We start from the raw sequence: 26,506 nt of genomic DNA on the forward strand, positions 1-26,506 counted from the left end.
ATGTACCGACTGTTCTTCGGCTTGCTCTTCAAACGGATGGACCCGGAGCGGGCCCATCACCTGGCCGTCGCCTGGATCCGCCTCGCCGCCCGCCTCCCTGTGCTGCGTACGTTCATCGCGGCGGCTCTCGCCCCGCGCCACAAGGAGCTGCGCACCGAGGCCTTCGGGCTGCGGATGCACGGGCCGTTCGGGCTCGCGGCCGGCTTCGACAAGAACGCGATCGCGGTCGACGGGATGTCGATGCTCGGCTTCGACCACGTCGAGATCGGCACGGTCACGGGGGAGCCGCAGCCCGGCAACCCCCGTAAGCGGCTGTTCCGGCTCGTCCCGGACCGGGCGCTGATCAACCGCATGGGGTTCAACAACGAGGGCTCTGCGGCCGTGGCGGAGCGCCTGGCAGGCCGCGAGACGGTCTTCAGGACCGTCGTGGGCGTCAACATCGGCAAGACCAAGGTCGTGCCCGAGGGCGAGGCGGTCGGTGACTATGTGAAGTCGACGCGGCGGCTTGCCCCGTACGCCGACTACTTGGTGGTCAACGTTTCCTCGCCGAACACGCCGGGCCTGCGCAATCTGCAGGCGGTGGACCATCTGCGACCGCTGCTCAGCGCCGTCCGCGAGGCCGCCGACCAGGCCGTGACCGAGCGCCGCGTCCCGCTGCTGGTGAAGATCGCCCCCGATCTCGCCGACGAGGACATCGACGCCGTCGCCGACCTCGCCGTGGAGCTCGGCCTGGACGGGATCATCGCCACGAACACGACCATCGCGCGCGACGGGCTCGGTTTGACATCCGAACCCTCCCTCGTGAAGGAAACCGGTGGCCTCTCCGGTGCGCCACTGAAATCGCGCTCCCTGGAGGTGCTGCGTCGCCTCTACGCGCGCGTGGGCGACGACATCACGCTTGTGGGCGTCGGCGGCATCGAGAACGCCGAGGACGTCTGGCAGCGCATCCTCGCCGGCGCCACCCTGGTCCAGGGCTACAGCGCCTTCATCTACGAGGGCCCCTTCTGGAGCCGCGCGATCCACAAGGGGCTCGCGGCACGCCTGCGCACCAGTCCGTACGCCACCCTTGCCGACGCGGTCGGCGCCGACGTGAAGGAGCCCGCGTGAACCTGGAACCCTTCGGTACGCGCCTTCGCCGCGCCATGGACGAGCGCGGTCCGCTGTGCGTCGGCATCGACCCGCATGCCTCGCTGCTCACCGACTGGGGCCTGAACGACGACATCGCGGGCCTGGAGCGCTTCAGCCGCACCGTCGTGGAGGCGCTGGCCGACCGGGTCGCCGTACTGAAGCCGCAGAGCGCGTTCTTCGAGCGCTTCGGGTCACGCGGCATCGCCGTGCTGGAGAAGTCGGTCGAGGAGGCACGGGCCGCCGGGGCGCTCGTCGTCATGGACGCCAAGCGCGGCGACATCGGCTCGACCATGGCCGCGTACGCCTCCGCCTTCCTGGAGAAGGGTTCGCCGCTGTTCTCCGACGCGCTGACCGTTTCCCCGTATCTCGGCTACGGATCGCTGAAGCCTGCCGTCGAGCTCGCGCGCGAGAGCGGTGCCGGGCTGTTCGTGCTCGCGCTCACCTCCAACCCGGAGGGTGGCGAGGTGCAGCACGCGGTACGGCCCGACGACGCGGCCCGCAGGAACGTCGGCGCCACCATGCTCGCGCACCTCGCCGAGGAGAACGCGGGGGAGGCCCCCATGGGCTCCTTCGGCGCGGTCGTGGGCGCCACGCTGGGCGACCTCTCCTCGTACGACCTCGACATCAACGGGCCGCTCCTCGCGCCCGGCATCGGCGCCCAGGGAGCGACCCCCGCCGATCTTCCGGGCGTCTTCGGGGCGGCGGTGCGTCGTGTGGTTCCGAACGTCAGCCGGGGTGTTCTGCGTCACGGACCCGATGCCGGTGCGCTACGCGCGTCCGCGGACCGGTTCGCGGAGGACATCAGGGCGGCCGTGGCGGCGCTCTAGCGTCTTTGGCGCCTCTTCGGTGAGGTCCTCGTGGACGTCCCACGTCTGAATACACCCTCAAATCCGGAGCACTATGTACCAAATGTCGGGTTCAATGGAGGCTGACCAGGACTTTTCCGCTGTTCTCGCTGACTCCGGCGGACTTGGCCGCTAGTCTCCGACGAGTGGGGGCACCTCCCACGCTTTTAAGGCAGTGGGGGAGAACGGGCAAGAAGCGTTGCTCGTTGCTCCCCAGGTGTGGGGCGACTAGGTTCCTCACCGGTCCGTATCCGACAGTTCGACATCCGAGGTGACGTAGGCGTGGCTCTTCCGCCCCTTACCCCTGAACAGCGCGCAGCCGCGCTCGAAAAGGCCGCCGCGGCTCGCCGGGAGCGGGCCGAGGTCAAGAATCGACTCAAGCACTCCGGCGCCTCCCTTCACGAGGTCATCAAGCAGGGCCAGGAGAATGACGTCATCGGCAAGATGAAGGTCTCCGCTCTCCTGGAGTCCCTGCCGGGCGTGGGCAAGGTCCGCGCCAAGCAGATCATGGAGCGACTCGGGATCTCCGAGAGCCGCCGCGTGCGTGGCCTCGGCTCCAACCAGATCGCCTCTCTTGAGCGCGAGTTCGGCGGCGGTGCCGCCTGACGTTCTCGGGCACTCCTGAGAACCTGGATAATCGCTGCATGGCTGCAACATCCCGGGGGACGACCCCCGTACCCCCGGAATCACGTCCGCGGCTGACCGTGCTCTCCGGCCCCTCCGGGGTCGGCAAGAGCACGGTCGTCGCTCATATGCGCAAGGAACACCCCGAGGTCTGGCTCTCGGTGTCGGCGACGACCCGTAAGCCGCGTCCCGGTGAGAAGCATGGCGTCCAGTACTTCTTCGTCAGCGACGAGGAGATGGACAAGCTGATCGCCAACGGAGAACTTCTCGAGTGGGCGGAGTTCGCCGGCAACCGCTATGGCACCCCGCGGGGCGCCGTGATGGAGCGGCTGGAGTCCGGCGAACCCGTCCTGCTGGAGATCGACCTCCAGGGTGCGCGTCTGGTCCGTGAGTCGATGTCCGAGGCCCAGCTGGTGTTCCTGGCTCCGCCCTCCTGGGAGGAGCTGGTGCGCAGACTCACCGGGCGGGGCACCGAGCCGCCCGAGGTGATCGAGCGCCGACTGGCCGCCGCGAAGGTAGAGCTGGCGGCCGAGTCGGAGTTCGATGTCACCCTGGTCAACACCTCCGTCGAGGATGTGGCGCGTGAGCTGCTAGCCTTGATGGACGTAGTGTGATCGTTTTCGATCTCATCCCATCTTTCGGAAGGTAGAGCGTGTCCTCTTCCATTGCCGCGCCCGAGGGCATCATCAACCCCCCGATCGACGAGCTCCTCGAGGCCACCGACTCGAAGTACAGCCTCGTGATCTACGCGGCCAAGCGGGCCCGTCAGATCAACGCGTACTACTCGCAGCTCGGCGAGGGTCTCCTCGAGTACGTCGGTCCGCTCGTGGACACGCACGTCCACGAGAAGCCGCTCTCGATCGCCCTGCGCGAGATCAACGCGGGCCTGCTGACGTCCGAGGCCGTCGAGGGCCCGGCGCAGTAGGCAGCACGCGGTAGGCGTCGCACAGTAAGTGGTATCTGCAGATTGCAGCAGGCTTTTCCACAGGCCCGGCAGCCCGGCTGTCGGGCCTGTGGTGTGTCATGAGTACGTACACGTTTGCAGGCGCAGGTGAGCCGAGCCGGGGAGAGACAGACCGTGGACAAGCCGAAGGTCGTGCTGGGAGTCAGCGGCGGCATCGCCGCGTACAAGGCGTGCGAGCTGCTGCGCCGGCTGACCGAGTCGGGGCACGACGTACGGGTCGTGCCGACCGATTCGGCGCTCCACTTCGTCGGCGCCGCGACCTGGTCCGCGCTCTCCGGGCACCCCGTCTCGACCGAGGTCTGGTCCGATGTGCACGAAGTCCCGCACGTCCGCATCGGCCAGGAGGCCGACCTGGTGGTCGTGGCCCCCGCCACCGCGGACATGCTGGCGAAGGCGGCGCACGGCCTGGCCGACGACCTGCTGACCAACACCCTGCTCACCGCCCGCTGCCCGGTGGTCTTCGCCCCCGCCATGCACACCGAGATGTGGGAGCACCCGGCCACCCAGGAGAACGTCGCGACGCTGCGCCGCCGCGGTGCCGTCGTCGTCGAGCCCGCCGTCGGCCGTCTGACGGGCGTCGACACGGGCAAGGGCCGGCTGCCGGAGCCCGGCGAGATCTTCGAGGCCTGCCGCCGGGTGCTGGCGCGCGGGGCTGTCGCCCCCGATCTGGCGGGCCGCCATGTCGTGGTCAGCGCCGGCGGTACGCGCGAGCCGCTCGACCCGGTGCGCTTCCTCGGGAACCGCTCCTCCGGCAAGCAGGGGTACGCCCTCGCGCGCACCGCTGCGGCCCGGGGGGCCAGGGTCACGCTGATCGCCGCGAACACCGGGATGCCGGACCCGGCGGGCGTGGACGTGGTGTCGGTCGGCACGGCCGTCCAGTTGCGCGAGGCGGTGCTGAAGGCCGCCGCGGACGCCGACGCGGTGGTGATGGCGGCCGCGGTCGCGGACTTCCGTCCGGCTGCGTACGCGGCCGGAAAGATCAAGAAGAAGGACGACCAGGACCCGGATCCGATCACCCTGGTGCGTAATCCCGACATCCTCGCCGAGATATCCACCGAGCGCGCCCGCCCCGGTCAGGTGATCGTCGGCTTCGCCGCCGAGACGGACGACGTCCTCGCCAATGGGCGGACGAAGCTGGAGCGCAAGGCATGCGATCTCCTCGTCGTGAACGAGGTGGGGGAGCGCAAGACCTTCGGCTCGGAGGAGAACGAAGCGGTCGTGCTCGGCGCCGACGGCAGTGAGACCCCCGTGCCGTACGGGCCCAAGGAAGCTCTGGCCGAGACGGTGTGGGATCTTGTGGCGCGACGCCTGGAGTGATGCCTGATTCGTTCCGCCGAAGCAGGCTTTGTCGGCTTCCGACACCGGGGAATTCGTGCTGGGAAAGCTGGCGGAGACCGAGCGTCGTTGGGCAGAATGCCCGTGCCGCAGGTCACAGGTCTTCCGAGTCGCGAGACGGGGTGGACCCGTAGTCGAGCGTGACCGATAAACTGACCCCCGGACGACAGCGGGCGCAGCCCCCGATGTGTCCACCAATGATCAGCCAGCAGCCGCTGCAACCCCAGGGAGCGTTGTGTCCCGTCGTCTGTTCACCTCGGAGTCTGTGACCGAGGGTCACCCCGACAAGATCGCTGACCAGATCAGCGACACCATTCTCGACGCGCTTCTGCGCGAGGACCCGAAGTCCCGGGTCGCCGTCGAAACGCTGATCACGACCGGCCTCGTACACGTGGCGGGCGAGGTCACGACCAAGGCGTATGCGCCGATCGCGCAGCTGGTGCGCGACAAGATCCTCGAGATCGGTTACGACTCCTCGAAGAAGGGCTTCGACGGCGCCTCCTGCGGCGTGTCGGTGTCGATCGGCGCCCAGTCCCCGGACATCGCGCAGGGCGTCGACACCGCGTATGAGAAGCGTGTCGAGGGCGACGAGGACGAGCTGGACAAGCAGGGTGCGGGCGACCAGGGCCTGATGTTCGGTTACGCGACCGACGAGACGCCCGAGTTGATGCCGCTGCCGATCCACCTGGCGCACCGCCTGTCGAAGCGACTCTCCGAGGTCCGCAAGAACGGGACGATCCCCTACCTGCGCCCCGACGGCAAGACCCAGGTCACCATCGAGTACGACGGCGACAAGGCCGTCCGCCTCGACACGGTGGTCGTCTCCTCGCAGCACGCCCAGGACATCGACCTGGACTCGCTCCTGGCGCCCGACATCCGCGAGTTCGTGGTCGAGCCCGAGCTCAAGGCTCTCCTGGACGACGGCATCAAGCTGGACACCGAGGGCTACCGCCTGCTGGTGAACCCCACCGGCCGCTTCGAGATCGGCGGCCCGATGGGTGACGCCGGCCTGACCGGCCGCAAGATCATCATCGACACGTACGGCGGCATGGCCCGCCACGGCGGCGGCGCCTTCTCCGGCAAGGACCCGTCCAAGGTGGACCGCTCGGCGGCGTACGCGATGCGCTGGGTCGCCAAGAACGTCGTGGCGGCCGGCCTGGCCACCCGCTGCGAGGTCCAGGTCGCCTACGCCATCGGCAAGGCCGAGCCCGTCGGCCTCTTCGTCGAGACCTTCGGCACCGCCAAGATCGACACCGACAAGATCGAAAAGGCCATCACCGAGGTCTTCGACCTCCGCCCCGCCGCGATCATCCGCGACCTCGACCTGCTGCGCCCGATCTACGCCCAGACCGCGGCGTACGGTCACTTCGGGCGTGCGCTGGACGACTTCACGTGGGAGAAGACGGACCGGGTGGAGGCGCTGCGCAGGGCGGCCGGGCTGTAGTTCCCGGTTCTTTCTGTAGCTCCGGCTCATTCCGAGGCCCGGCGTCCCCAAGGGGCGCCGGGCCTCGGTGCGTCAGGCCGGTTCGCGGTGGGCGTTGTCGGTGGTGTCTGGTACCAATGCTGGTGTGAGCAGCACGAATGGGCAGGGCGAGGGAGCGGGGGGTGTGCCCCCTGAGCAGCTTGCGCTTATTCGGGAGAGTGTGCGGTCGGCGAAGGGGCCGCGGGCGAAGCCTCGGACGTGGCGGGGGGCCGCGTTGGCCAAGGAGCGGCCGGTGGCCCGGGTTTTGGTGGACAAGGGGGTGCTGCATCTTGACCGGTACTTCGACTATGCCGTTCCGGAGGAGTTGGACGCCGATGCGCAGCCAGGGGTGCGGGTGCGGGTGCGGTTCGGGGCCGGGCGGCATCGCGTGCGGGAAGGGCGGCGTGAGGGTGGGGGGCTGATCGACGGGTTTCTGGTGGAGCGGCTTGCCGAGTCCGACTACTCGGGGCCCCTTGCCGCGCTGGCCCAGGTCGTCTCGCCCGAGCCCGTGCTCAGTAAGGAGTTGCTGGGGCTCGCGCGGGCCGTGGCCGATCGGTATGCGGGGAGTGTGGCCGATGTGCTGCAACTGGCTGTGCCGCCCCGGAACGCGCGGGCGGAGAGCCGGCCGTCTCCGGCGCCGCTGCCGGTGCCCGAGATACCTGACGTCGGGTCATGGGGGCGGTACGGGCGAGGGGACGCCTTCGTACGATCGCTCGCGACGGGCGGGGCACCGCGAGCCGTGTGGAACGCGCTGCCGGGGCCCGAGTGGGCAGACGAGCTCGCGCGGGCCGTCGGGGCGACGCTCGCTTCGGGGCGTGGCGCACTGGTCGTCGTACCGGACGGACGGGCTGTCGCCCGGGTCGACGCCGCGCTGACCTCGCTGTTGGGGGAGGGGCGGCATGCGGTGCTGACGGCCGAGGCCGGGCCCGAGAAGCGATACCGGCAGTGGCTCGCGGTGCGGCGGGGGTCCGTACGGGCTGTGGTGGGGACCCGGGCCGCCATGTTCGCGCCCGTACGGGATCTGGGGCTCGTCGCCATCTGGGACGACGGGGACGACAGCCACAGTGAGCCGCACGCGCCGCAGCCGCATGCGCGGGAAGTGCTGCTACTGCGGGCCGCCCATGAGAAGTGCGCCTTTCTGCTGGGGAGTTGGAGCTGCACCGTCGAGGCCGCGCAGCTCGTCGAGAGCGGCTGGGCGGCGCCGCTCGTCGCCGATCGCGAGCAGGTGCGGGCGGCGGCTCCCCTCGTACGGACCGTGAGTGACGGGGACCTCGCGCGGGACGAGGCGGCCCGGGCGGCGCGGCTGCCCACGCTCGCCTGGCAGGTCGTACGGGAAGGGCTGCGGCACGGTCCCGTACTGGTGCAGGTGCCCCGGCGTGGCTACGTACCCCGGATGGCGTGTGCGCAGTGCCGGGCACCCGCGCGGTGCCGCCACTGTGCGGGCCCCTTGGAGGGGCAGGACGGCGGGGTCCTGCGCTGTGGCTGGTGCGGGCGGGACGAGGGGGCCTGGCACTGTCCCGAATGCGGTGGGTTCCGGCTGCGGGCGCAGGTCGTGGGGGCGCGGCGGACCGCCGAGGAGCTGGGGCGCGCGTTTCCCGCCGTTCCCGTGCGGACCTCGGGGCGCGAGCAGGTGCTGGACACGGTGCCGGGGGCGCCCGCGCTCGTGGTGAGCACGCCAGGAGCGGAGCCCGTGGCCGAGGGAGGGTATGCGGCTGCGTTGCTGCTCGACGGCTGGGCGATGCTGGGGCGGCCCGATCTGCGGGCGGGCGAGGACGCCCTGCGGCGGTGGATCGGGGCGGCTTCGCTGGTACGAGGGCAGGGAGCCGGCGGAAAGGTGGTGGTCGTCGCCGAGCCGACGCTGCGGCCCGTGCAGGCGTTGGTGCGCTGGGATCCCGTCGGGCATGCGGTTCGTGAGCTGGGCGAGCGGGCCGAGTTGGGGTTCCCGCCCGTGTCGCGGATGGCTGCCGTGTCCGGAACGCCGGAAGCTCTCGCCGGGTTTCTTGCCGCCGTCGAACTGCCCGGCGACGCCGAGGTGTTGGGGCCGGTGCCGCTGCCCGTCACGGAAGCGGGGCGGCCTCGGCGTACGGGGGCGCCGCCGGTCGGGGAGCGTTGGGAGCGGGCGTTGATCCGGGTGCCGCCGGGGAGTGGGGCCCCGCTGGCTTCTGCGCTGAAGTTCGCGCAGGCGGCGCGGATGGCTCAAGGGGGGAGTGAGGTCGTACGGGTTCGGATTGATCCGCCCGACATCGGGTGAGGGGGTGAGCGGGCGGCGAGGGAGCCGATGCGGGTTCAGGTGTCGACGCGCCTCCGCCTGCTGACGCGCTCCGCCTTCCGACGCGCGTCTGCCTCCCGATGGTCGTCGGGAGGCAGACGGAGGGGGCGTCAACCGGCTATCAGTCGCCGGGGCTCAGCCATTTCGCGGGCCAGGGAAGGCGCTTGGCATCGCCTCGTCGCGGAGGGTTGGGCTGCCGGCGGTCGGCTGGGTGGGCAGGGGCAGGGGCATGGAGCGGGCCGCGGGGACCGTGGGCAGGCCGACACCCCCGGGCACCGCGCGGGAGCTCGACGGCTCCGTGGCGCGCTCGGCCTCGGCGGCTGCCTGGGCGGCGGCGCGGCGTGCGCCGTAACGGCGGTGTACCGCCTGTTTGGTGACTCCGAGTGCGGAGCCCACCGCGTCCCACGAGAAACCCAGTGAGCGATCGAAGTCCACGGCGGCGGTGACCAGGGTCTCGACACTGTCCCGCAGCTCCTGGGCGAGGCGGACGGTCGGGGCGGGGGCGCGTCCGTAGACGACGAAGCCTGTGGACGGGCCGGAGCGGCGCGGGCGGTAGACGTTGCCCAACTGGGCGGTGAGCGTGCGCAGTGCGTCCACCTGCCGGCGGACCCGCTCGATGTCCCGCACCAGCAAGTGCAGGCTGGCCCGAGCCTGGGCGTCGTGGGTTGCGTGGTCGGCCATGAACAAGCCTCTCGAACCGGCGTTGAAAAGGATCGGGCCGCTGGTGCGGCCCGTTTTGGTCAACTCTTTCTTGACCCAACGCGTTGGCGCTCCGCTGGTCACGGGTGGGGGCGTGTGCGTGTGTTCGTGCGCTCCCTGGGGTGTGGGGGTGCGCTGTTCGGCTCGCCTTCGGCTTCGCCGGGCTTTCTCTCCCGCCCGCGCACCGCCCGTTTCCAGTGGGAAGAGGGGTGGGCGTCTCCTGTGGGGGTGTTCGCCGTTGGCGGCTTTCCCGTCGTGGTCGTGGGATCTGCGGCTTCGCGCCGATGGCGCAGGATGCCGCTTCCCCTCGCGGTCCTGGGATCTGCCGCTTCCCGTTGTCGGCGTGGGATCTTCCGCGTTTCGCCGCCATAGAATTGTGTGTTGCCCGCTTTCCACCCTCGCCCGAGAGGCCCGAACCAGCCCATGAAGCTCGTCTTCGCCGGTACACCCGAGGTTGCCGTTCCCGCTCTGGATGCACTGATCGCTTCTGAGCGGCATGACGTGGTCGCCGTTGTCACCCGGCCCGACGCGCCGGCCGGGCGGGGGCGGAGGCTGGTTGCCAGTCCGGTCGCCGAGCGGGCCGAGGAAGCCGGGATCGAGGTGCTCAAGCCCGGAAAGCCGCGGGAGCCGGAGTTCCTGGAGCGGCTGCGGGAGATCGGGCCCGATTGCTGCCCGGTCGTCGCGTACGGGGCGCTGCTGCCACGGGTCGCGCTCGACATTCCTGCCCATGGCTGGGTCAATCTGCACTTCTCGTTGTTGCCCGCCTGGCGGGGTGCGGCGCCCGTGCAGCATGCGGTGATGGCGGGGGACGAGATCACGGGTGCGTCCACGTTCCTGATCGAGGAGGGGCTCGACTCCGGGCCCGTGTACGGGACCGTCACCGAAGAGGTACGGCCCACCGACACCAGTGGGGATCTGCTGACGCGGCTTGCCTTCGCGGGCGCCGGGCTGCTCGTCGCGACGATGGACGGGATTGCGGACGGCACGCTCAAGGCCGTACCGCAGCCTGTGGAAGGCGTCACGATCGCCCCGAAGATCACTGTCGAGGATGCGGAGATCGACTGGTCCGCGCCCGCGTTGCGCGTCGACCGGGTGGTGCGGGGCTGCACCCCGGCACCCGGCGCCTGGACCGTTTTCCGCGGCGAGCGGCTCAAGCTCATCCAGGTCGCGCTCTTGCCCGAGCGCACGGACCTCGCCCCGGGCGAGCTGTCCGTCGCCAAGAACAACGTGTACGTCGGCACCGGCTCGCACACCGTCGAACTCCTGTGGGTCCAGGCCCAGGGCAAGAAGCCGATGCGCGCGGCGGACTGGGCACGCGGGGTACGGATCGCTTCCGGAGAGCGGGTCGGGGGCCAATAGGGGGTCAGTAGGGGTCCGGCAGACGTCGACGTACGCTGGACGAGTAGCCCTTCCAAGATCCGGAGCACCTTTTACGTGAACGAGCAGGACCGTCGTCGTCGCCCGCAGGGGAAGCCTCACCGTCGCCCGAAGAAGGACCCTGTGCGGATGCTCGCCTTCGAGGCCTTGCGGGCCGTGGACGAGCGGGACGCGTACGCGAACCTGGTGTTGCCCCCGCTGCTGCGGAAAGCGCGGGAGAAGGGGGACTTCGACGGTCGGGACGCGGCGCTGGCAACGGAGTTGGTGTACGGGACGCTGCGCCGGCAGGGGACGTACGACGCTGTCATCGCGGCCTGTGTGGACCGGCCGTTGCGTGAGGTCGACCCTCCCGTGCTCGATGTGCTGAGCCTTGGTGTCCATCAGTTGCTCGGTACGCGGATTCCCAGCCATGCCGCCGTGTCCGCCTCAGTCGAGCTCGCCCGGGTCGTACTCGGTGACGGGCGGGCCAAGTTCGTCAACGCCGTTCTCCGGAAGGTCGCGCAGGACGATCTCGACGGGTGGCTGGAGCGGGTGGCGCCGCCGTACGACGAGGACCCCGAGGAGCACCTCGCCGTCGTGCACTCGCATCCTCGATGGGTCGTCTCGGCGTTGTGGGACTCGCTCGGGGGCGGGCGCGCCGGGATCGAGGACCTCCTCGCGGCCGACAACGAGCGGCCCGAGGTGACCCTCGTCGCCCGGCCCGGACGCGCCACGGCCGGGGAACTTCGCGACGCACTCGATGACGAGGCCGCGTTGCCCGGGCGCTGGTCGCCGTACGCCGTGCGGCTCTCCGAGGGCGGCGAACCGGGCGCCATCGCAGCCGTGCGCGAGGGCAGGGCCGGCGTCCAGGACGAGGGCAGCCAGCTGGTGGCGCTCGCACTCGCCAACGCGCCCCTCGACGGGCGCGACCAGGCGTGGCTCGACGGCTGTGCGGGACCGGGCGGCAAGGCGGCGCTGCTCGCCGGACTCGCCGCCGAGCGGGGGGCCGTGCTGCTCGCCGCCGAGAAGCAGCCGCACCGGGCCGGGCTCGTGGCCAGGGCGCTCGCCGGGAACCCGGGGCCGTACCAGGTGATCGCCGCCGACGGTACGCGTCCGCCGTGGCGGCCCGGCTCCTTCGACCGGGTCCTGATGGATGTACCGTGCACCGGGCTCGGCGCCCTGCGCCGCCGCCCCGAGGCCCGCTGGCGGCGCCGTCCCGACGACCTGGACGACTTCGCGCCGCTCCAGCGCGGGCTGCTGCGCACGGCGCTGGAGTCGGTACGGGTCGGCGGGGTCGTCGCATACGTCACCTGCTCGCCGCACCTCGCCGAGACCCGCGCGGTCGTCGGCGACGTCCTGAAGCAGTACGACGGCTCCGCCGAACTGCTCGACGCCCGGCCGCAGTTGCCCGGTGTACCGGCGCTGGGGGACGGGCCCGACGTACAGCTGTGGCCGCATCTGCACGGGACGGACGCGATGTATCTGGCGCTGATCCGCCGGACGGGCTGACGTAAAGCTGTTTGTGGGTACGTGGCGCCGGTGAAGCTGCCGGTTTCTGTTTCGGGACGTACGTTGCCTTTATGACGTGGCGTAGGAATGTCAATGACACCTTGAGGCGGCTCAGCGGCTACGAACTCCGTCGCTCGAGACCTGCATTGTCCCGTGAGAGTTCCCCGCAGAGCGTCCCGCAAAGGCCCCCACAAAGGCCCCCACAAAGGCCTCAGCAAAGCTCGGAGCCGTCTCCCGGTCGCAAATTCCCCGCCGACTACGACGACGACGCAAAGGAAGTCATTCGGGCCGTTTCCCCCTACACGATGACCTCGCCCGAACGGCTCAATGCCCTGATTCTGGCCGCCCGTTACGTCAGTCGGCACAACATCGCCGGTGACATCGTCGAGTGCGGAGTGTGGCGGGGCGGCAGTATGCAGGCGGCTGCCCGCACTCTGCTCGGCCTGCACGACACGGGGCGGCACCTGTACCTCTTCGACACGTTCGAGGGCATGCCGGCGCCGACCGACAAGGATCTGCGCAGGGACGGGGAATCCGCCGCGGATCTGCTCGCCAGGCAGGACAGGAGCCGCCCGATCTGGGCCGTCGCCACGTTGGAAGACGTCAAGGAGGGCTTCGAAAGGATTCCGTACCCCGCGGATCGCGTCCATTTCGTGCAGGGGCTTGTGGAGGACACCATTCCCGCCGCGGCGCCCGAGCAGATTTCGATTCTTCGGCTCGACACCGACTGGTATGCGTCGACGCGTCATGAACTGGAGCACCTTTACCCGCGGCTGGTCAGCGGCGGTGTTCTCCTCATCGACGACTACGGCTGGTGGCAGGGGTCGAAAGCCGCGGTGGACGAATTCCTGGAGAAGACCGGCGCCCGGCTGCTCCTGCTTCGTATGGACGAGGGCCGTATCGCGGTCAAGCCATAGGGTCTACTCCGATGGTCCGCCCGGCCGCGGCAGGTTCTACTCCGATGGTCCGCCCGGCCGCGGCGCTGGTTCCGGAGTGCCGCCCCTGACCGTCGTCGGCGGCGGTGCCCCGCTGCCCTCCCGGGCCAGTCGGTGGGGCCACCACACCTTCGGGCCGACGTCCAGGAACAGGGACGTGACCAGGATCGAGCGGACGATGAACGTGTCGATGAGGACGCCGAGGGCCACGGCGAAGCCGATCTCCGCGAAGGCCACCATGGGGAGGGTGCCGAGGGCGGCGAAGGTGCCGGCCAGGACCAGGCCCGCCGAGGTGATGACGGCTCCGGTCGCGGCCAGGCCCGTCACCACGCCGGGGCGGGTGCCCTGCCGGGCCGCCTCCTCGCGGATGCGCGTGGTCAGGAAGATGTTGTAGTCGATGCCCAGCGCCACCAGGAACACGAAGACGAAGAGCGGGAAGTCCGTCGACTCGCCCGCGTAGTCGAAGAGGTAACGGAACGCGAGCGCACTGATCCCCAGCGCGGCGGCGAACGAGAGCACCACCGTGCCGATCAGCAGGAGCGGCGCGATCAGGGCGCGCAGCAGCGCACCGAGGATCAGCAGCACGACCACGAGCACCAGCGGGATGATCAGGATGTTGTCGTGGGTCGTCGCCTTGTCCATGTCCAGCAGAGCCGCTGTACCGCCGCCCACCTGCGCGTCCGCGTCGGGCACCGCGCGCACGGCGTCCCGTACCCGCTCCACCGTCTCCTTCGCGGCCTCGCTGTCCGCGGGCGCGGTCATCGTGGCCTCGAAGAGGACCCTGCCCTCGACCTGCGGCTTCGTGCCCGGTGGCAGGCCGAGGGACTCCGGTACGACGCCGGAGGCGCCCGCGACGGCCTGGCCGACTTCCTCGGCCTGCGCCCGGTCGCTGATGATGACCAGCGGATCGCCGCTGCCCGCGGGGAAGTAGCGTGCGGACACCTCCTGGCCGACGATCGAGTCGGGTTTGTCGGTGAAGGCGTCGGCGTTGCTGAGCCCCTCGGCGCGCATCTGGATCAGGCCGAGCGACAGCAGCGCGAGGGCCGCCGCCGTGACGCCCCAGATCATGCGGGGGCGACGGGCGATACGCCGGCCCATGCGGGCCCAGACGCCGCGTTCGGTCGGGTCGGGCGCGCCGAAGTGCGGGCTCACCGGCCAGAAGATCCAGCGACCGAAGATCACGAGCAGGGCGGGGAACAGGGTCAGCATCGCGATCAGCGCCACCGCGACGCCGATGGCGGCGACCGGGCCGAGGCCACGGGTCGAGTTCATCTCGGCGGCGAGCAGCACCAGCATGCTCAGGACGACCGTGGCGCCGGACGCGATCACCGCAGGACCCGCCCGGTGCAGAGCCAGCGCCATGGCCTCGTGGCGGTCCTCGTGGCGGCGCAGTTCCTCCCGGTAGCGGGCGACCAGGAGCAGGGCGTAGTCCGTCCCGGCGCCGAACACCAGGACCGTGAGGATGCCCGCGCTCTGGCCGTTCACGGTGAGGCCCGCGTGCTCGGCGAGGAGGTAGATCAGCGCCTGCGCGGTGAACAGCGCGACAACCACCCCGAGCAGCGGGACGAGGATCAGCGTCGGGCTGCGGTAGGTGAGCAGCAGCATCACGATGACGACGGCCATCGCCGAGAACAGCAGCGTCGAGTCGATGCCCTCGAAGGCCTCGGAGAAGTCCGCGGACGTACCGCCCGGGCCCGTGATGTGCACGGCAAGCCCGTCGCCGCCCTCGCCGACGTCCGCACGGATCGAGTCGACCGCGGGCGCGATGCGCTCCCAGCCCTTCTCGTCCATCGTGATCGGCACGAAGACCTGGGCCGCCCGCGGATCGGCGTCCCGGTCGAACGTCGGGCCTCGGGTCTCCGCCCCGCGGATGCCGTGGTCGCGCAGCTCCTTGAGCTGGCGTACGTCCTCGGAGATCTGTGCCCGGTCCTGTGCCGTGAGGCCGCTCTCGCGGGCGTACACGACGATCGCGGGGATCTGCTCCGGCCTGAAGTCCTCGGAGGACTCCAGGACCTGGGTCGACTCCGCGGAGCCGGGCAGCCAGGACGCCGCGTCATTGTCCTGGGCGTCGGTGAGCTTCTGCGCGAACGGAGCCGTGAGCAGCAGCACCACCAGCCACAATGCCACCACCAGCCACTTGGCCCGCCGCCCGCAGACCAGGTGCGCTATGCCTCGCTTCTGCCGGTCTCGTACGTCCGTCATGGCCACCCCCGTAGCCGTACGCGGAGCCTGTGGGCGGCCCAGAATGGCACGCCGTCATGGGATGCCGCATGCGCAGAAGGGACTAGATCCGGACCGAGGGGAACAACCCCCGGAGGGCATGGCACGCTTAGAGCATGGCCGTGCAGATCAACCCCAGCATCCTGTCCGCCGACTTCGCCCGCCTCGCCGAGGAGGCAAAGGCGGTCGAGGGGGCCGACTGGCTCCATGTGGATGTGATGGACAACCATTTCGTCCCGAACCTCACGCTCGGTGTGCCGGTCGTAGAGTCCTTGGCGCGTGCTACGGACACGCCGCTGGACTGCCATCTGATGATCGAGGACGCCGATCGCTGGGCGCCTCAGTACGTAGAAGCGGGTGCCGGTTCCGTCACCTTCCATGTGGAGGCGGCCGCCGCTCCGGTGCGGCTCGCCCGCGAGATCCGGGCCAAGGGCGCCCGTGCCTCCATGGCCCTCAAGCCCGCGACGCCGATCGAGCCGTACGAGGATCTCCTCGCCGAACTCGACATGCTGCTGATCATGACCGTGGAACCGGGCTTCGGAGGCCAGTCGTTCCTCGACATCATGCTCCCCAAGATCCGTCGGACCCGCGAGTTGATCTCCAAGCACGGTCTCGAGCTCTGGCTCCAGGTCGACGGCGGAGTCTCGGCCGAGACCGTCGAGCGCTGCGCCGAGGCCGGAGCCGACGTCTTCGTGGCGGGTTCGGCGGTGTACGGCGCATCGGACCCGGCAGAGGCGGTACGTGCGTTGCGCAGCCAGGCGGAGGCGGTGATGGCCCATGCGGCCTGGGCGTGCGGCCACTGAGCCACTGCCAGGCCAAGGGAACGTGAACGCCGCCCATCAGGGCTGATCAAGGACGCCGGATCTGCAAGGATGAAGGCGAATCCAGAGTGTGAACAGCAGTGAGGAGATCGCCGTGTCGGGTATGTCGGCGGGCCGGTCAGCCATGCGGATGGGGCCCGCTGAGCTCGTGCAGGCGGCGGCCATGGCCCGCCGCTTCTACCTCGAGGGCAAATCCAAGATCCAGATCGCCGAGGAGTTCGGTGTCAGCCGCTTCAAGGTAGCCCGGGTTTTGGAGACCGCCCTCGAACGGGATCTGGTGAGGATCGAGATCCGTGTCCCCGCCGAACTGGACGCGGAGCGCTCGGACGCGCTGCGCGCCCGCTACGGCCTCAGGCACGCCGTCGTGGTGGAGTCCCCGGCCGACGCGGAGGAGTCGCCCGACCCGGAGAACCTCGGAGAAGTGGCCGCCGATCTGCTCGGCGAGCTGGTCAACGAGGGCGATGTGCTCGGCCTTGCATGGGGCCGGTCCACCATCCACATGGCGGCGGCCCTCGACCGGCTGCCGCCGTGCACGGTGGTGCAGCTGACGGGGGTGTACGACGCCGGGACGGCCGAGCGCGGCTCGGTCGAGGCCGTGCGCCGGGCCGCCCAGGTCTCGGGTGGCGACGCCCACCCCATCTACGCGCCGATGCTGCTGCCGGACGTGGCCACCGCCGCCGCGCTGCGCAACCAGACGGGGATCGCCCGCGCCTTCGAGTACTTCGACAAGGTGACGGTCGCCTGTGTGTCGATCGGTTCCTGGGAGGCGGGCATCTCCACGGTGCACGACATGCTCACCGACGAGGAGCGCTCGCACTACGCCTCGCTCGGTGTCGCCGCCGAGATGTCCGCTCACCTCTTCGACGCCCAGGGCCGTCGCGTGGGCCGGGACCTGGGGGAGCGCTGCATCACGGTCGAGGCCGACCGGCTGCGGCGTATCCCCGAAGTCGTCGCGATCGCGGGCGGGCAGCGCAAGGCCGCCGCCATCGACGCGGTGCTCCGCTCCGGTCTGGTCACCAGCCTGGTGACCGACACATCGGCCGCGGACTCTCTGATGACGACGGGCTCCGCGCCGCGTCCGGCCCTGGACCGGGCCGACCCCGACGGGCCCTGATCCGTCAGCGGCCCGTCGGCGGCTCGACCGCTGACGGGCCGCGCTCTCTTGCGCTACGAGTCTTATGGGTCTTTCGAGGCAGGGCGGTACCGAGATGACGGACGACGTGGCGGACCGCCTCGTGGTCACGCTGGACCTCTCAGGGGTCGCGGACAAGGCGGGCTTCATGGAGCGCTGCGTACGCGCCCTGGAGCTGCCCGACTGGTTCGGCCGCAATTGGGACGCGCTGGCCGACAGCCTCACCGACCGCTCCGTGTGGCCCGCGGACGCCGCCGAGCGCGGCCTGCTGATCGTCGTCACGGGCTGGCGTACGTACGCCAAGGCGCGGCCGGACGAGTGGGAGATCGCACAGGACGTGTTCGCCGAGGCCGCGGACCGGCCGGACGGGCTCTCCGTGCTGCTCGTGCTGGGAGGCACTCGGCAGAAGCCCTCTGACGACGGCTGATTTCCGACCGGGCAGCCTGGTGGTGCCCGACACGCAAGTGTTCATGCGCCGGGGAAGTGCCGACCGACACGACGGGGTGGGATCCGGCAGAAACGGGTGCCCCGAGGAGGCTCGGGATTCGACGGCGGCGCTGTTCCGGGCCCGTTCCAGCCTGGGCTGCTGCAGGTCGATGCCCAGGGCGTGCCGTGGCAGTCACTCCGCCAGGATGGGGGCGAGAACTCGATCGTCGCTCAAGGGCCGCTGTGGACAATCCCTCTATGCCGCCGCTCTCTCTCCGCGCCCTCAACAGAACCCTGCTGCACCGGCAGTTGCTCGCGATCCGCAGCAACCGCCCGGCTCTCGACGTCGTACGACATATCGTCGCGATGCAGAGCCAGGAGCCCAACTGGCCGTACGTGGGCCTGTGGACGCGGATGGAGAACTTCACGCACGACGAGCTGACCTCGCTCCTTGAAGACCGCGGGGTGGTGCGTTCGACCATGCTGCGCGGCACCCAGCACCTGGTGTCCGCCGACGACTTCGGCTGGCTGCGCCCCACGCTCCAGCCGCTCCTCGACCGCGCCCTGCGCGCCGCCTACTACGCCAAGGAGACCGCCGACCTCGACCTGGCCGACCTCGCCGCGGCGGGACGCGACATCGTCGCCGACCGGACCATGCCCCGCCGCGAACTCGGCCGGCTCCTCGTCGAACGCTGGCCCGGCCACAAGGGGGCCGTCCTGGCCGGAGCGGTCGAGCTCCAGGTGACCCTGGTGCATCCGACACCTGGAGGAACCTGGGGCAAGTGGGGCACCCGCGCCGCCATGCCGGTGGCCCTCGCCGAGGCGTGGACCGGGCGGTCGATGGGCACGGCGTCCGTCGAGACGATGATCGACCGGTACCTGGCGGCTTTCGGCCCCGCGAGCGTCAAGGACATACAGGCCTGGTCCGGACTGACGAGGCTGCGCGAAGTGGTCGACCGGCTGCGCCCCCGGCTGTGGGTGCTGCGCGACGAACGGGGCACGGAGCTGTTCGATCTGCCCGACGCCCCGCACGCCGACCCTGACTCCGCGGCCCCGGTGAGGTTCCTGCCCGCCTTCGACAACCTCGTCCTCGGGCACGCCGACCGGACCCGCGTGATCAGCGATGAGGACCGTAAACGCGTGATGCCCGGCCAGGCACAGGTCCTGCCCACGTTCCTCGTCGACGGCTTCGTCCGCGGAACCTGGGCGTTGGAGCCGTCCCGGCTGCAGGTGTCGCCGTTCCGGCCGCTGACGAAGACGGAGCGCACGGCGGTGACCGAGGAGGCAGCGCTGCTGCTGCCGTTCCTCGTCGGCGACGCCACGGGGTACGACATCCACGTGGGCTGATCCGGCCGGTTCCGGCCATCTTCTCCTCCCCGGCGTCGAACGTGCTGCGAGCCCGAGTTGAGCGGTGAGCGGCATCGTCGGCCGCCGGCTCACGCCACCGCGGTAACGTCTTGTTGTAAGGCAGGTCCCTGCCCGACACGGGAGCCCCCGTACCTCCCTGGAGGATTGCCTGATCGCGGGGGCCACTTGCTGTGTCTTCAGGGGAGAGACCTGCGCCAATTCGCGTGAAACTGTGGGTCTATGCGTTTCCTCGAGGCCAGCACCGGTCGCTACGTAGAGTCATCTCCGGTTCCCTACGACCTGACGTACGACGATGTCTTCATGGTGCCGAACCGTTCCGCGGTCGGCTCGCGGCAGGACGTCGACCTGGCGTCGCCGGACGGCACCGGCACCACGATTCCGCTGGTGGTCGCCAATATGACGGCGATCGCGGGCCGCCGGATGGCCGAGACCGTGGCCCGCCGCGGCGGGCTCGTCGTCATTCCCCAGGACATCCCGATCGACGTCGTCACCGAGGTCGTCTCCTGGGTCAAGGGCCGTCATCTGGTGCTCGACACCCCGATCGTCCTCGCGCCCCACCAGACCGTCGCCGACGCGCTGGCGCTGCTGCCCAAGCGGGCGCACAACGCGGGCGTCGTCGTGGACGAAGACGGCAAGCCCGTCGGCGTGGTCACCGACGCCGACCTGCGCGGAGTCGACCGCTTCACACAGCTGGCCGAAGTCATGTCCCGCGACCTGCTGCTGCTCGACGCGGACATCGAGCCGCGCGAGGCCTTCAACACGCTCGACACCGCCAACCGCCGTTACGCGCCCGCCGTCCACCAGGACGGCCGCCTCGCCGGAATCCTCACCCGCAAGGGCGCCCTGCGCGCGGCCCTCTACACACCGGCCACCGACGCCAACGGCAGTCTGCGCATCGCCGCCGCCCTCGGCATCAACGGCGACGTCGCGGGCAAGGCCAAGCAACTGCTCGACGCCGGCGTGGACACGCTCGTCATCGACACGGCGCACGGCCACCAGGAGTCGATGCTCACCGCGATCAAACTGGTGCGCGCCCTCGACCCGCAGGTCCCGATCGTCGCGGGCAACGTCGTCGCCGCGGCCGGTGTGCGGGACCTGATCGAGGCGGGCGCGGACATCATCAAGGTGGGCGTGGGCCCCGGCGCCATGTGCACCACGCGCATGATGACCGGCGTCGGCCGGCCGCAGTTCTCGGCCGTCATCGAGTGTGCCGCCGAGGCGAAGAAGTACGGCAAGCATGTGTGGGCCGACGGCGGCATCCGGCACCCCCGCGATGTGGCGATGGCACTCGCGGCCGGTGCGTCGAACGTGATGATCGGCTCCTGGTTCGCCGGAACGTACGAGTCGCCGGGCGACCTGCACCAGGACGCCGACGACCGCCTGTACAAGGAGTCGTACGGCATGGCCTCGGCCCGCGCCGTCCGGAACCGCACCAGCGAGGAGTCGGCGTACGACCGGGCCCGCAAGGGCCTGTTCCAGGAGGGCATCTCCACCTCCCGGATGTACCTCGACCCGGACCGCCCCGGCGTCGAGGACCTCATCGACGCGATCATCGCGGGCGTCCGCTCCTCCTGCACCTACGCCGGCGCGAACTCCCTGGAGGAGTTCGCCGAGAAGGCGGTCGTCGGCATCCAGAGCGCCGCCGGCTACGCGGAGGGCATGCCACTGCACGCCAGCTGGGACTGACGCGGGGTGCGGATCGCCGAGCGCGGTACCGCGCCCCTTGAGGGGCGCGGGGCAGTATCAATTTGCGGCTCCGCCGCGCGGGCGTGACCAGCCACACCGAACCGGCAGATTCGAACCGCATCTCCAACCGCATCTCAAGCGGAGCGCCTACGTGCTGAACGAACTCGACGAACGTATCGTCCACGCCCTCGCCGAGGACGCCCGCCGCTCCTACGCGGACATCGGGCAGGAGGTCGGCCTGTCCGCGCCCGCCGTGAAGCGGCGCGTGGACCGGTTGCGGGCCACCGGAGCCATCACCGGTTTCACGGTTCGGGTGGACCCTGCTGCGCTCGGCTGGGAGACCGAGGGGTTCGTCGAGATCTACTGCCGCAGCAACACTTCGCCCGGGACCATTCGGCGTGGTCTCGAGCGCTATCAGGAGATCGTGGCCGCCTCCACCGTCACCGGTGAGGCGGACGCGGTCGTTCAGGTCTTCGCCTCCGACATGCGGCACTTCGAGCGGGTACTGGAGCGGATTGCCGGGGAGCCGTTCGTGGAGCGGACGAAGTCCGTGTTGGTGTTGTCGCCGTTGTTGCGGAGGTTTTCTTCGGGGGCGCCTGGCTGACCACGGGCCACCGTTATCCCCTGGGCCGGTGGCGCCCGCGCGTCTAACATCGGTGCCATGACCTGGCGACATTGATCCACCAGCCGTGCCTCCCGAGGGCCGCCTCGGGCGCTGTACCTCCGGCGTCCGATTCGTCCCTGCGGGAAGGCCTCATGACAACCTCATCTGCGCGTGTGCCCGAGACCACCGGTGCACGGCGGCTCACGGCCACGTTGTACGGCTACGCGTTCCTCGACGACCTCGTCCTGCTCTACCCGGTGTACGCCCTGCTGTTCGCCGACACCGGGATGTCCCTGTGGCAGATCTCCTCTCTCTTCGCCCTGTGGTCGCTCACCGGCGTACTGCTGGAGGTCCCCTCCGGTGCCTGGGCGGACGCCTTCTCGCGGCGGACCCTTCTGTGGGTCGGCCCGCTGCTCACCGCCGCCGGCTTCGCCCTGTGGGTGCTCGTCCCGTCGTACGCGGCCTTCGCGCTTGGCTTCGTCCTGTGGGGCGCGGGCGGAGCGCTCGGCTCCGGCGCGCTGGAGGCGCTGGTCTATGAGGAGCTGGACCGGCTCGGCGCCGCCGACCGCTACGCCCGCGTCATGGGCCGGTCCCGGGCGGCGCGACTGCTGGCCACGATGGCGTCGATGGGGCTGGCCGGACCGGTGCTCGCGCTGGGCGGCTACCCGGCCGTCGGTGCGGTCAGCGTCCTGGCCTGCCTGCTGACCGCGGCGTCGGCGACGCGGTTCCCGGAGCACCGGGTGCCGCCGGAGACCGGGGACGACGGTTGGGCGACGACCCTGCGCACCGGGCTCGCCGAAGCACACCGGGACCCCTCCGTGCGCGGCGCCCTGTTGCTCGTGCCGGCCGTCGCCGCGGTGTGGGGCGCGCTCGACGAGTACACGTCGCTCCTGATCCGCGACACGGGCGTGGCCGACCAGACGGTGCCCTACCTGCTCTTGCTGGTCTGGGCAGTGGTCGCGGCAGGCAGCCTGCTCGCCGGAGCGGCCGAACGCCTCGGGACGACCGGGCTTGCGGCGGTGATCGCGGGCGCCGCGCTCGCCCTCGCCGTCGGTGCGCTGACGCGTACGCCTGCCGGTATCGCCCTCGTCGCCGTCGCCTTCGGCGGTTTCCACCTGGCCGAGGTGCTCGCCGAGGTCCGGCTCCAGCACCGTATCGACGACACCCGCCGGGCCACCCTCACCTCCGTCGCGAGCCTGGGCACCGAGCTGGCCACGGTCGTCGTGTTCGGCGTGTACGCGGTCATCGGCGCGCAGGCGGCGCACGGCACGGTGTTCGCGATGCTCGCTGTGCCGTACCTGCTGACAGCGCTGATCCTGCTGGCCAGAGCCTCGACCGCCAAGGTCCGACCGTGAAACCACCCGTGCGCAACAAATCGCCGCCCTGCGCCGGAAGTACGCAACGATCCGCCCTCAAACGCGCAACAACACCACCTTGTCCGCCCGAAGCCGCCGCCCGTACCGTCGATCTGGCCCCCGAACCCCCTCCGCCCCCGGTGAGGAACTCCCATGCGCACCGCCCTGCTCCAGAGCTCCGGACGCCCCGGCTCCGTCGCCGCGAACCTCAAGGTTCTCGACGAGGCCGCGGGGCGTGCCGCCGCCGCGGGCGCCGGCCTGCTGCTGGCACCGGAGATGTTCCTGACCGGGTACGCGATCGGAGCCGACGTGCGCCGCCTTGCCGAGCCCGCCGACGGGGACTGGGCCGACGCGGTCGCCGAGATCGCCGGGCGGCACGGACTCGCGGTCGCGTACGGATACCCGGAGAGGGACGGCGAGACCGTCTACAACTCCGCCCAGCTGATCGCCGCCGACGGCAGCCGACTCGCGAACTACCGCAAAACCCACCTCTTCGGCTGCTTCGAGCGCGAGCACTTCACACCGGGCGACGAGCCGGTCGTCCAGGCTGAACTCGGCGGCCTCCGCATCGGCCTCATGATCTGCTACGACGTGGAGTTCCCGGAGAACGTCCGCGCCCACGCCCTGGCCGGCACCGACCTCCTCGTGGTCCCCACGGCCCAGATGCACCCGTTCCAGTTCGTCGCCGAGTGCGTCGTACCGGTGCGCGCCTTCGAGAACCAGATGTACGTCGCCTACGTCAACCGGGTCGGCGCGGAAGGGGAGTTCGAGTTCGTCGGGCTCTCCACGCTGGCCGGGCCCGACGGGGTCGCGCGCGCCCGCGCCGGCCGCGGCGAGGAACTCGTCCTGGCCGACATCGACCCCGCCTTCCTCGCTGCCTCACGCGAGGCGAACCCGTACCTGAAGGACCGCCGCCCCGGCCTCTACGGGTCCCTCGTCTGAACCCCCTCCAGCCTCACCCCGCAGCTTTCGCGCAAGGAGTCCGCACCCCATGACGTCCACCGTGCCCAACGCCATCGAGCACGCAGACAAGCAGCAGCCGCCGATCACCATGTTCGGCCCGGATTTCCCGTACGCGTACGACGACTTCCTCGCGCACCCCGCGGGCCTCGGCCAGATCCCGGCGACCGCACACGGTACCGAGATCGCGGTCATCGGCGGCGGCCTGTCCGGCATCGTGGCGGCGTACGAGCTGATGAAGATGGGCCTGAAGCCCGTCGTGTACGAGGCCGACGAGATCGGCGGCCGGCTGCGGACGGTGGGCTTCGACGGGTGCGATCCCTCCCTCACCGCCGAGCTGGGCGCGATGCGCTTCCCGCCGTCCTCCACGGCGCTCCAGCACTACATCGACCTGGTGGGCCTCGAGACCCGGCCGTTCCCCAACCCCCTTGCCGAAGTGACGCCTTCGACGGTCGTCGACCTCAAGGGCGAGTCCCACTACGCCCGGACCATCGACGACCTGCCCGAGGTCTACCGCCAGGTCGCGGCGGCCTGGAACGCCTGCCTCGAAGAGGGCGCCGACTTCTCCGACATGAACCAGGCCATGCGCGAGCGCGACGTCCCGCGCATCCGTGAGATCTGGGCCAGGCTGGTCGAGAAGCTCGACGACCAGACGTTCTACGGCTTCCTCTGCGACTCGGAGGCCTTCAGATCCTTTCGACACCGCGAGATCTTCGGACAGGTCGGCTTCGGCACGGGCGGCTGGGACACCGACTTCCCCAACTCGATCCTGGAGATCCTGCGCGTCGTCTACACCGAGGCCGACGATCACCACCGCGGCATCGTCGGCGGCAGCCGCCAACTCCCGCTCCGCCTCTGGGAACACGAGCCGCAGAAGATCGTGCACTGGCCGTACGGGACATCGCTCGCGAAGCTGCACGACGGGACCCCGAAGCCCGCCGTGACGCGCCTGAACCGCACCGCCGGCAACCGGATCACCGTGACGGACGCGCACGGCGAGATCCGTACGTACCAGGCGGCGATCTTCACCGCGCAGTCGTGGATGCTGCTCTCCAAGGTCGACTGCGACGACTCGCTCTTCCCGATCGACCACTGGACGGCCATCGAGCGGACTCATTACATGGAGTCGAGCAAGCTCTTCGTGCCCGTCGACCGGCCCTTCTGGCTCGACGAGGCCGTCGACGACAGGGGAAACGCAACCGGGCGTGACGTGATGTCGATGACCCTCACCGACCGTATGACGCGAGGTACTTACCTCCTCGACAACGGCCCGGACCGCCCCGCCGTCATCTGCCTCTCCTACACCTGGTGCGACGACAGCCTGAAGTGGCTGCCGCTGTCCGCGAACGAGCGGATGGAGGTGATGCTGAAGTCGCTCGGCGAGATCTATCCGAAGGTCGACATCCGGAAGCACATCATCGGCAGCCCGGTGACCGTGTCCTGGGAGAACGAGCCTCATTTCATGGGCGCGTTCAAGGCCAACCTGCCCGGCCACTACCGCTACCAGCGGCGCCTGTTCACGCACTTCATGCAGGACCGGCTCCCCGAGGACAAGCGCGGCATCTTCCTCGCGGGCGACGACATCTCCTGGACGGCAGGCTGGGCCGAGGGCGCCGTCCAGACCGCGCTGAACGCGGTCTGGGGCGTCATGCACCACTTCGGCGGGGCGACCGACCCGGCCAACCCCGGGCCCGGCGACGTCTACGACGAGATAGCGCCGGTGGAACTGCCCGAGGACTGAGGCAGGGCGGGCCGGCCGCCTTGAGGGAAACGCGGAACGTCAGATCCCGGCCGCCCGCGCCGCGGCGTACACCTCGGCGGCCACGTCCTTGAGCTCCTGGGCGTCCCGCGTCGAGGCCTGGAGGTCGAGGAAGAACTCGTCGAGGCCGATCTCGGCGTGGGCCTTGAGGTCCGTCACGATCTGCTCGACGTTGCCCTGGAACGGGGCGCGGTCGGCGCCGTCGTACGCCTTCGCCGTGTACTGCACGCCGTTCACCCGCACCGAGGTCTCGATCGGCTTCGTCCGGCCGCGCTCGGCCGCCATGTCCTGCACCTGCTGCCACTGTGCGGCGAGCTGTTCAGCCCCCATGGCGATCGGCATCCATCCGTCGGCGCGGTCGATGAGCCGGGTCAGCGCCTTCTTGCTGTTGGCGGGCAGCAGGATCGGGATCGGCCGGGCGGGCTTGGGCCCGACCACGGACGGCGCGATCTTGCTGAGGCGGCCCTCGTACTCCACCGGGTCCGGGCCCCACGCGGCCTGGCACACGTCGAGGACCTCGTCCAGGACCCGGCCGCGCTCCTCGAACGGCGCGACGCCCGCCGCCGCGTACTCGTCCAGCGACCAGCCCGTGCCGAAGCCCGCCACCACCCGGCCGCCACTCGCCGCGTCCAGCGTGCCGAGCGTCTTGGCCAGCTGGAACGGGCCGTGCAGCGGGGCGACCAGGACAGCCGTGCCGAGCCGGACCCGCTCGGTGGCCGTGACCGCCAGTGTCAGCGTGACCAGGGGGTCGGGGACACTGCGGTAGTGCTCGGGCCAGGGCAGGCCCGGGACGCCGTACAGGCCCTGCGTCGCGGGCTCCGGAAACAGGGCGCGCTCGTACACCCACAAGCTCTCGTAGCCGATCTGCTCGGCGGTGCGCGCCACATCGGGCACGTCCCGTCCGATGTCGTACTGCCGCGCCTGAGGAAGACAGAGACCCAACCTGGTGGCCATGCGTACGCTCCTTCGCGTCGGTTCGCCTAAGGCAGTTCAATGGTCAACCTAACGCCCGCGTACCCCGATTCGGCGGTGCCGAGCCGGTGTGGCCG

23 protein-coding genes are annotated in these 26,506 nt (G+C 70.4%); 20 read left to right on the forward strand and 3 right to left on the reverse strand.

From position 1 onward, the window contains the following. From ACGFNK_RS32060 to ACGFNK_RS32095, 8 genes are all read left to right on the forward strand, one after another. Window positions 1-1,107 carry a quinone-dependent dihydroorotate dehydrogenase gene (locus tag ACGFNK_RS32060; protein ID WP_393421469.1) on the forward strand — a complete coding sequence of 369 codons (1,107 nt, stop codon included), beginning with the start codon at window positions 1-3 and terminating at the stop codon, window positions 1,105-1,107. Beyond that, window positions 1,104-1,955, forward strand: a complete 852-nt coding sequence (gene pyrF / locus ACGFNK_RS32065; RefSeq protein ID WP_393421471.1) for an orotidine-5'-phosphate decarboxylase — start codon at window positions 1,104-1,106, stop codon at window positions 1,953-1,955. Before ACGFNK_RS32060 ends, pyrF begins: the two co-directional genes overlap by 4 nt. 300 nt (window positions 1,956-2,255) lie before the next feature. Beyond that, window positions 2,256-2,579, forward strand: coding sequence for an integration host factor (locus ACGFNK_RS32070; protein WP_005319887.1), 324 nt, complete (start codon window positions 2,256-2,258; stop codon window positions 2,577-2,579). Window positions 2,580-2,617: 38 nt separating this feature from the next. Further along, window positions 2,618-3,211: a guanylate kinase gene (gene gmk / locus ACGFNK_RS32075; protein ID WP_393421473.1), complete on the forward strand. Its 594-nt coding sequence runs from the start codon at window positions 2,618-2,620 to the stop codon at window positions 3,209-3,211. A gap of 38 nt (window positions 3,212-3,249) precedes the next feature. Then, complete coding sequence (rpoZ, locus tag ACGFNK_RS32080; RefSeq protein ID WP_033321800.1) at window positions 3,250-3,522, forward strand: DNA-directed RNA polymerase subunit omega; 273 nt, start codon at window positions 3,250-3,252, stop codon at window positions 3,520-3,522. Between the two features lie 153 nt (window positions 3,523-3,675). Continuing rightward, window positions 3,676-4,878, forward strand: a complete 1,203-nt coding sequence (coaBC, locus tag ACGFNK_RS32085; RefSeq protein ID WP_393421475.1) for a bifunctional phosphopantothenoylcysteine decarboxylase/phosphopantothenate--cysteine ligase CoaBC — start codon at window positions 3,676-3,678, stop codon at window positions 4,876-4,878. A 253-nt stretch (window positions 4,879-5,131) separates the two neighbouring features. After that, window positions 5,132-6,340, forward strand: a complete 1,209-nt coding sequence (gene metK / locus ACGFNK_RS32090; protein WP_386346867.1) for a methionine adenosyltransferase — start codon at window positions 5,132-5,134, stop codon at window positions 6,338-6,340. A gap of 124 nt (window positions 6,341-6,464) precedes the next feature. After that, a complete protein-coding gene (locus ACGFNK_RS32095) occupies window positions 6,465-8,609 on the forward strand; it encodes a primosomal protein N' (RefSeq protein ID WP_393421478.1) in 2,145 nt (714 codons plus the stop codon). A gap of 153 nt (window positions 8,610-8,762) precedes the next feature. Here the strand turns inward: ACGFNK_RS32095 and ACGFNK_RS32100 are convergent, their stop codons facing one another. Continuing rightward, a complete protein-coding gene (locus ACGFNK_RS32100) occupies window positions 8,763-9,308 on the reverse strand; it encodes a hypothetical protein (protein WP_393421480.1) in 546 nt (181 codons plus the stop codon). A 441-nt stretch (window positions 9,309-9,749) separates the two neighbouring features. On the opposite strand from ACGFNK_RS32100, the gene fmt reads away from it, so the two are divergent. The 3 genes from fmt to ACGFNK_RS32115 all read left to right on the forward strand — a co-directional run bounded on the left by fmt (window position 9,750) and on the right by ACGFNK_RS32115 (window position 13,108). Continuing rightward, complete coding sequence (gene fmt / locus ACGFNK_RS32105; RefSeq protein ID WP_393421482.1) at window positions 9,750-10,685, forward strand: methionyl-tRNA formyltransferase; 936 nt, start codon at window positions 9,750-9,752, stop codon at window positions 10,683-10,685. Window positions 10,686-10,760: 75 nt separating this feature from the next. Then, the gene (locus ACGFNK_RS32110; protein ID WP_393421484.1) at window positions 10,761-12,191 is read left to right on the forward strand and encodes an RsmB/NOP family class I SAM-dependent RNA methyltransferase; all 1,431 of its coding nucleotides are present in this window, start codon (window positions 10,761-10,763) and stop codon (window positions 12,189-12,191) included. Window positions 12,192-12,262: 71 nt separating this feature from the next. Next, a complete protein-coding gene (locus ACGFNK_RS32115; RefSeq protein WP_393421486.1) occupies window positions 12,263-13,108 on the forward strand; it encodes a TylF/MycF/NovP-related O-methyltransferase in 846 nt (281 codons plus the stop codon). A 36-nt stretch (window positions 13,109-13,144) separates the two neighbouring features. On the opposite strand, the gene ACGFNK_RS32120 is transcribed toward ACGFNK_RS32115, so the two are convergent. Then, window positions 13,145-15,328 (reverse strand): MMPL family transporter, encoded by a 2,184-nt coding sequence (locus ACGFNK_RS32120; RefSeq protein ID WP_393421488.1) that lies wholly within the window; start codon window positions 15,326-15,328, stop codon window positions 13,145-13,147. A 134-nt stretch (window positions 15,329-15,462) separates the two neighbouring features. On the opposite strand from ACGFNK_RS32120, the gene rpe reads away from it, so the two are divergent. The 9 genes from rpe to ACGFNK_RS32165 all read left to right on the forward strand — a co-directional run bounded on the left by rpe (window position 15,463) and on the right by ACGFNK_RS32165 (window position 25,439). Then, window positions 15,463-16,149, forward strand: coding sequence for a ribulose-phosphate 3-epimerase (rpe, locus tag ACGFNK_RS32125; protein WP_393421490.1), 687 nt, complete (start codon window positions 15,463-15,465; stop codon window positions 16,147-16,149). Window positions 16,150-16,237: 88 nt separating this feature from the next. Then, window positions 16,238-17,281, forward strand: a complete 1,044-nt coding sequence (locus tag ACGFNK_RS32130) for a sugar-binding transcriptional regulator (RefSeq protein ID WP_393421492.1) — start codon at window positions 16,238-16,240, stop codon at window positions 17,279-17,281. A gap of 94 nt (window positions 17,282-17,375) precedes the next feature. Then, the gene (locus tag ACGFNK_RS32135) at window positions 17,376-17,726 is read left to right on the forward strand and encodes a barstar family protein (protein ID WP_393421494.1); all 351 of its coding nucleotides are present in this window, start codon (window positions 17,376-17,378) and stop codon (window positions 17,724-17,726) included. Window positions 17,727-17,983: 257 nt separating this feature from the next. Beyond that, window positions 17,984-19,072, forward strand: a complete 1,089-nt coding sequence (locus tag ACGFNK_RS32140) for a winged helix DNA-binding domain-containing protein (RefSeq protein ID WP_393421496.1) — start codon at window positions 17,984-17,986, stop codon at window positions 19,070-19,072. A 240-nt stretch (window positions 19,073-19,312) separates the two neighbouring features. Continuing rightward, complete coding sequence (locus tag ACGFNK_RS32145; RefSeq protein ID WP_393421498.1) at window positions 19,313-20,779, forward strand: GuaB1 family IMP dehydrogenase-related protein; 1,467 nt, start codon at window positions 19,313-19,315, stop codon at window positions 20,777-20,779. Window positions 20,780-20,930: 151 nt separating this feature from the next. Further along, window positions 20,931-21,383: an Lrp/AsnC family transcriptional regulator gene (locus ACGFNK_RS32150; RefSeq protein ID WP_393421500.1), complete on the forward strand. Its 453-nt coding sequence runs from the start codon at window positions 20,931-20,933 to the stop codon at window positions 21,381-21,383. 152 nt (window positions 21,384-21,535) lie between these two features. After that, complete coding sequence (locus ACGFNK_RS32155; RefSeq protein ID WP_393421502.1) at window positions 21,536-22,738, forward strand: MFS transporter; 1,203 nt, start codon at window positions 21,536-21,538, stop codon at window positions 22,736-22,738. Between the two features lie 153 nt (window positions 22,739-22,891). Continuing rightward, window positions 22,892-23,680: a carbon-nitrogen hydrolase family protein gene (locus tag ACGFNK_RS32160; RefSeq protein ID WP_393421504.1), complete on the forward strand. Its 789-nt coding sequence runs from the start codon at window positions 22,892-22,894 to the stop codon at window positions 23,678-23,680. 49 nt (window positions 23,681-23,729) lie between these two features. Then, entirely contained in the window at window positions 23,730-25,439 is a 1,710-nt protein-coding gene (locus tag ACGFNK_RS32165; RefSeq protein WP_393421506.1) for a flavin monoamine oxidase family protein, read from the forward strand. A 39-nt stretch (window positions 25,440-25,478) separates the two neighbouring features. On the opposite strand, the gene ACGFNK_RS32170 is transcribed toward ACGFNK_RS32165, so the two are convergent. After that, window positions 25,479-26,411 carry an LLM class F420-dependent oxidoreductase gene (locus tag ACGFNK_RS32170; protein WP_393421508.1) on the reverse strand — a complete coding sequence of 311 codons (933 nt, stop codon included), beginning with the start codon at window positions 26,409-26,411 and terminating at the stop codon, window positions 25,479-25,481. Window positions 26,412-26,506: the final 95 nt, after the last annotated feature.

The organism is Streptomyces sp. NPDC048825, from assembly GCF_043198355.1.
Classification (GTDB): Bacteria; Actinomycetota; Actinomycetes; order Streptomycetales; family Streptomycetaceae; genus Streptomyces; species Streptomyces xiangluensis.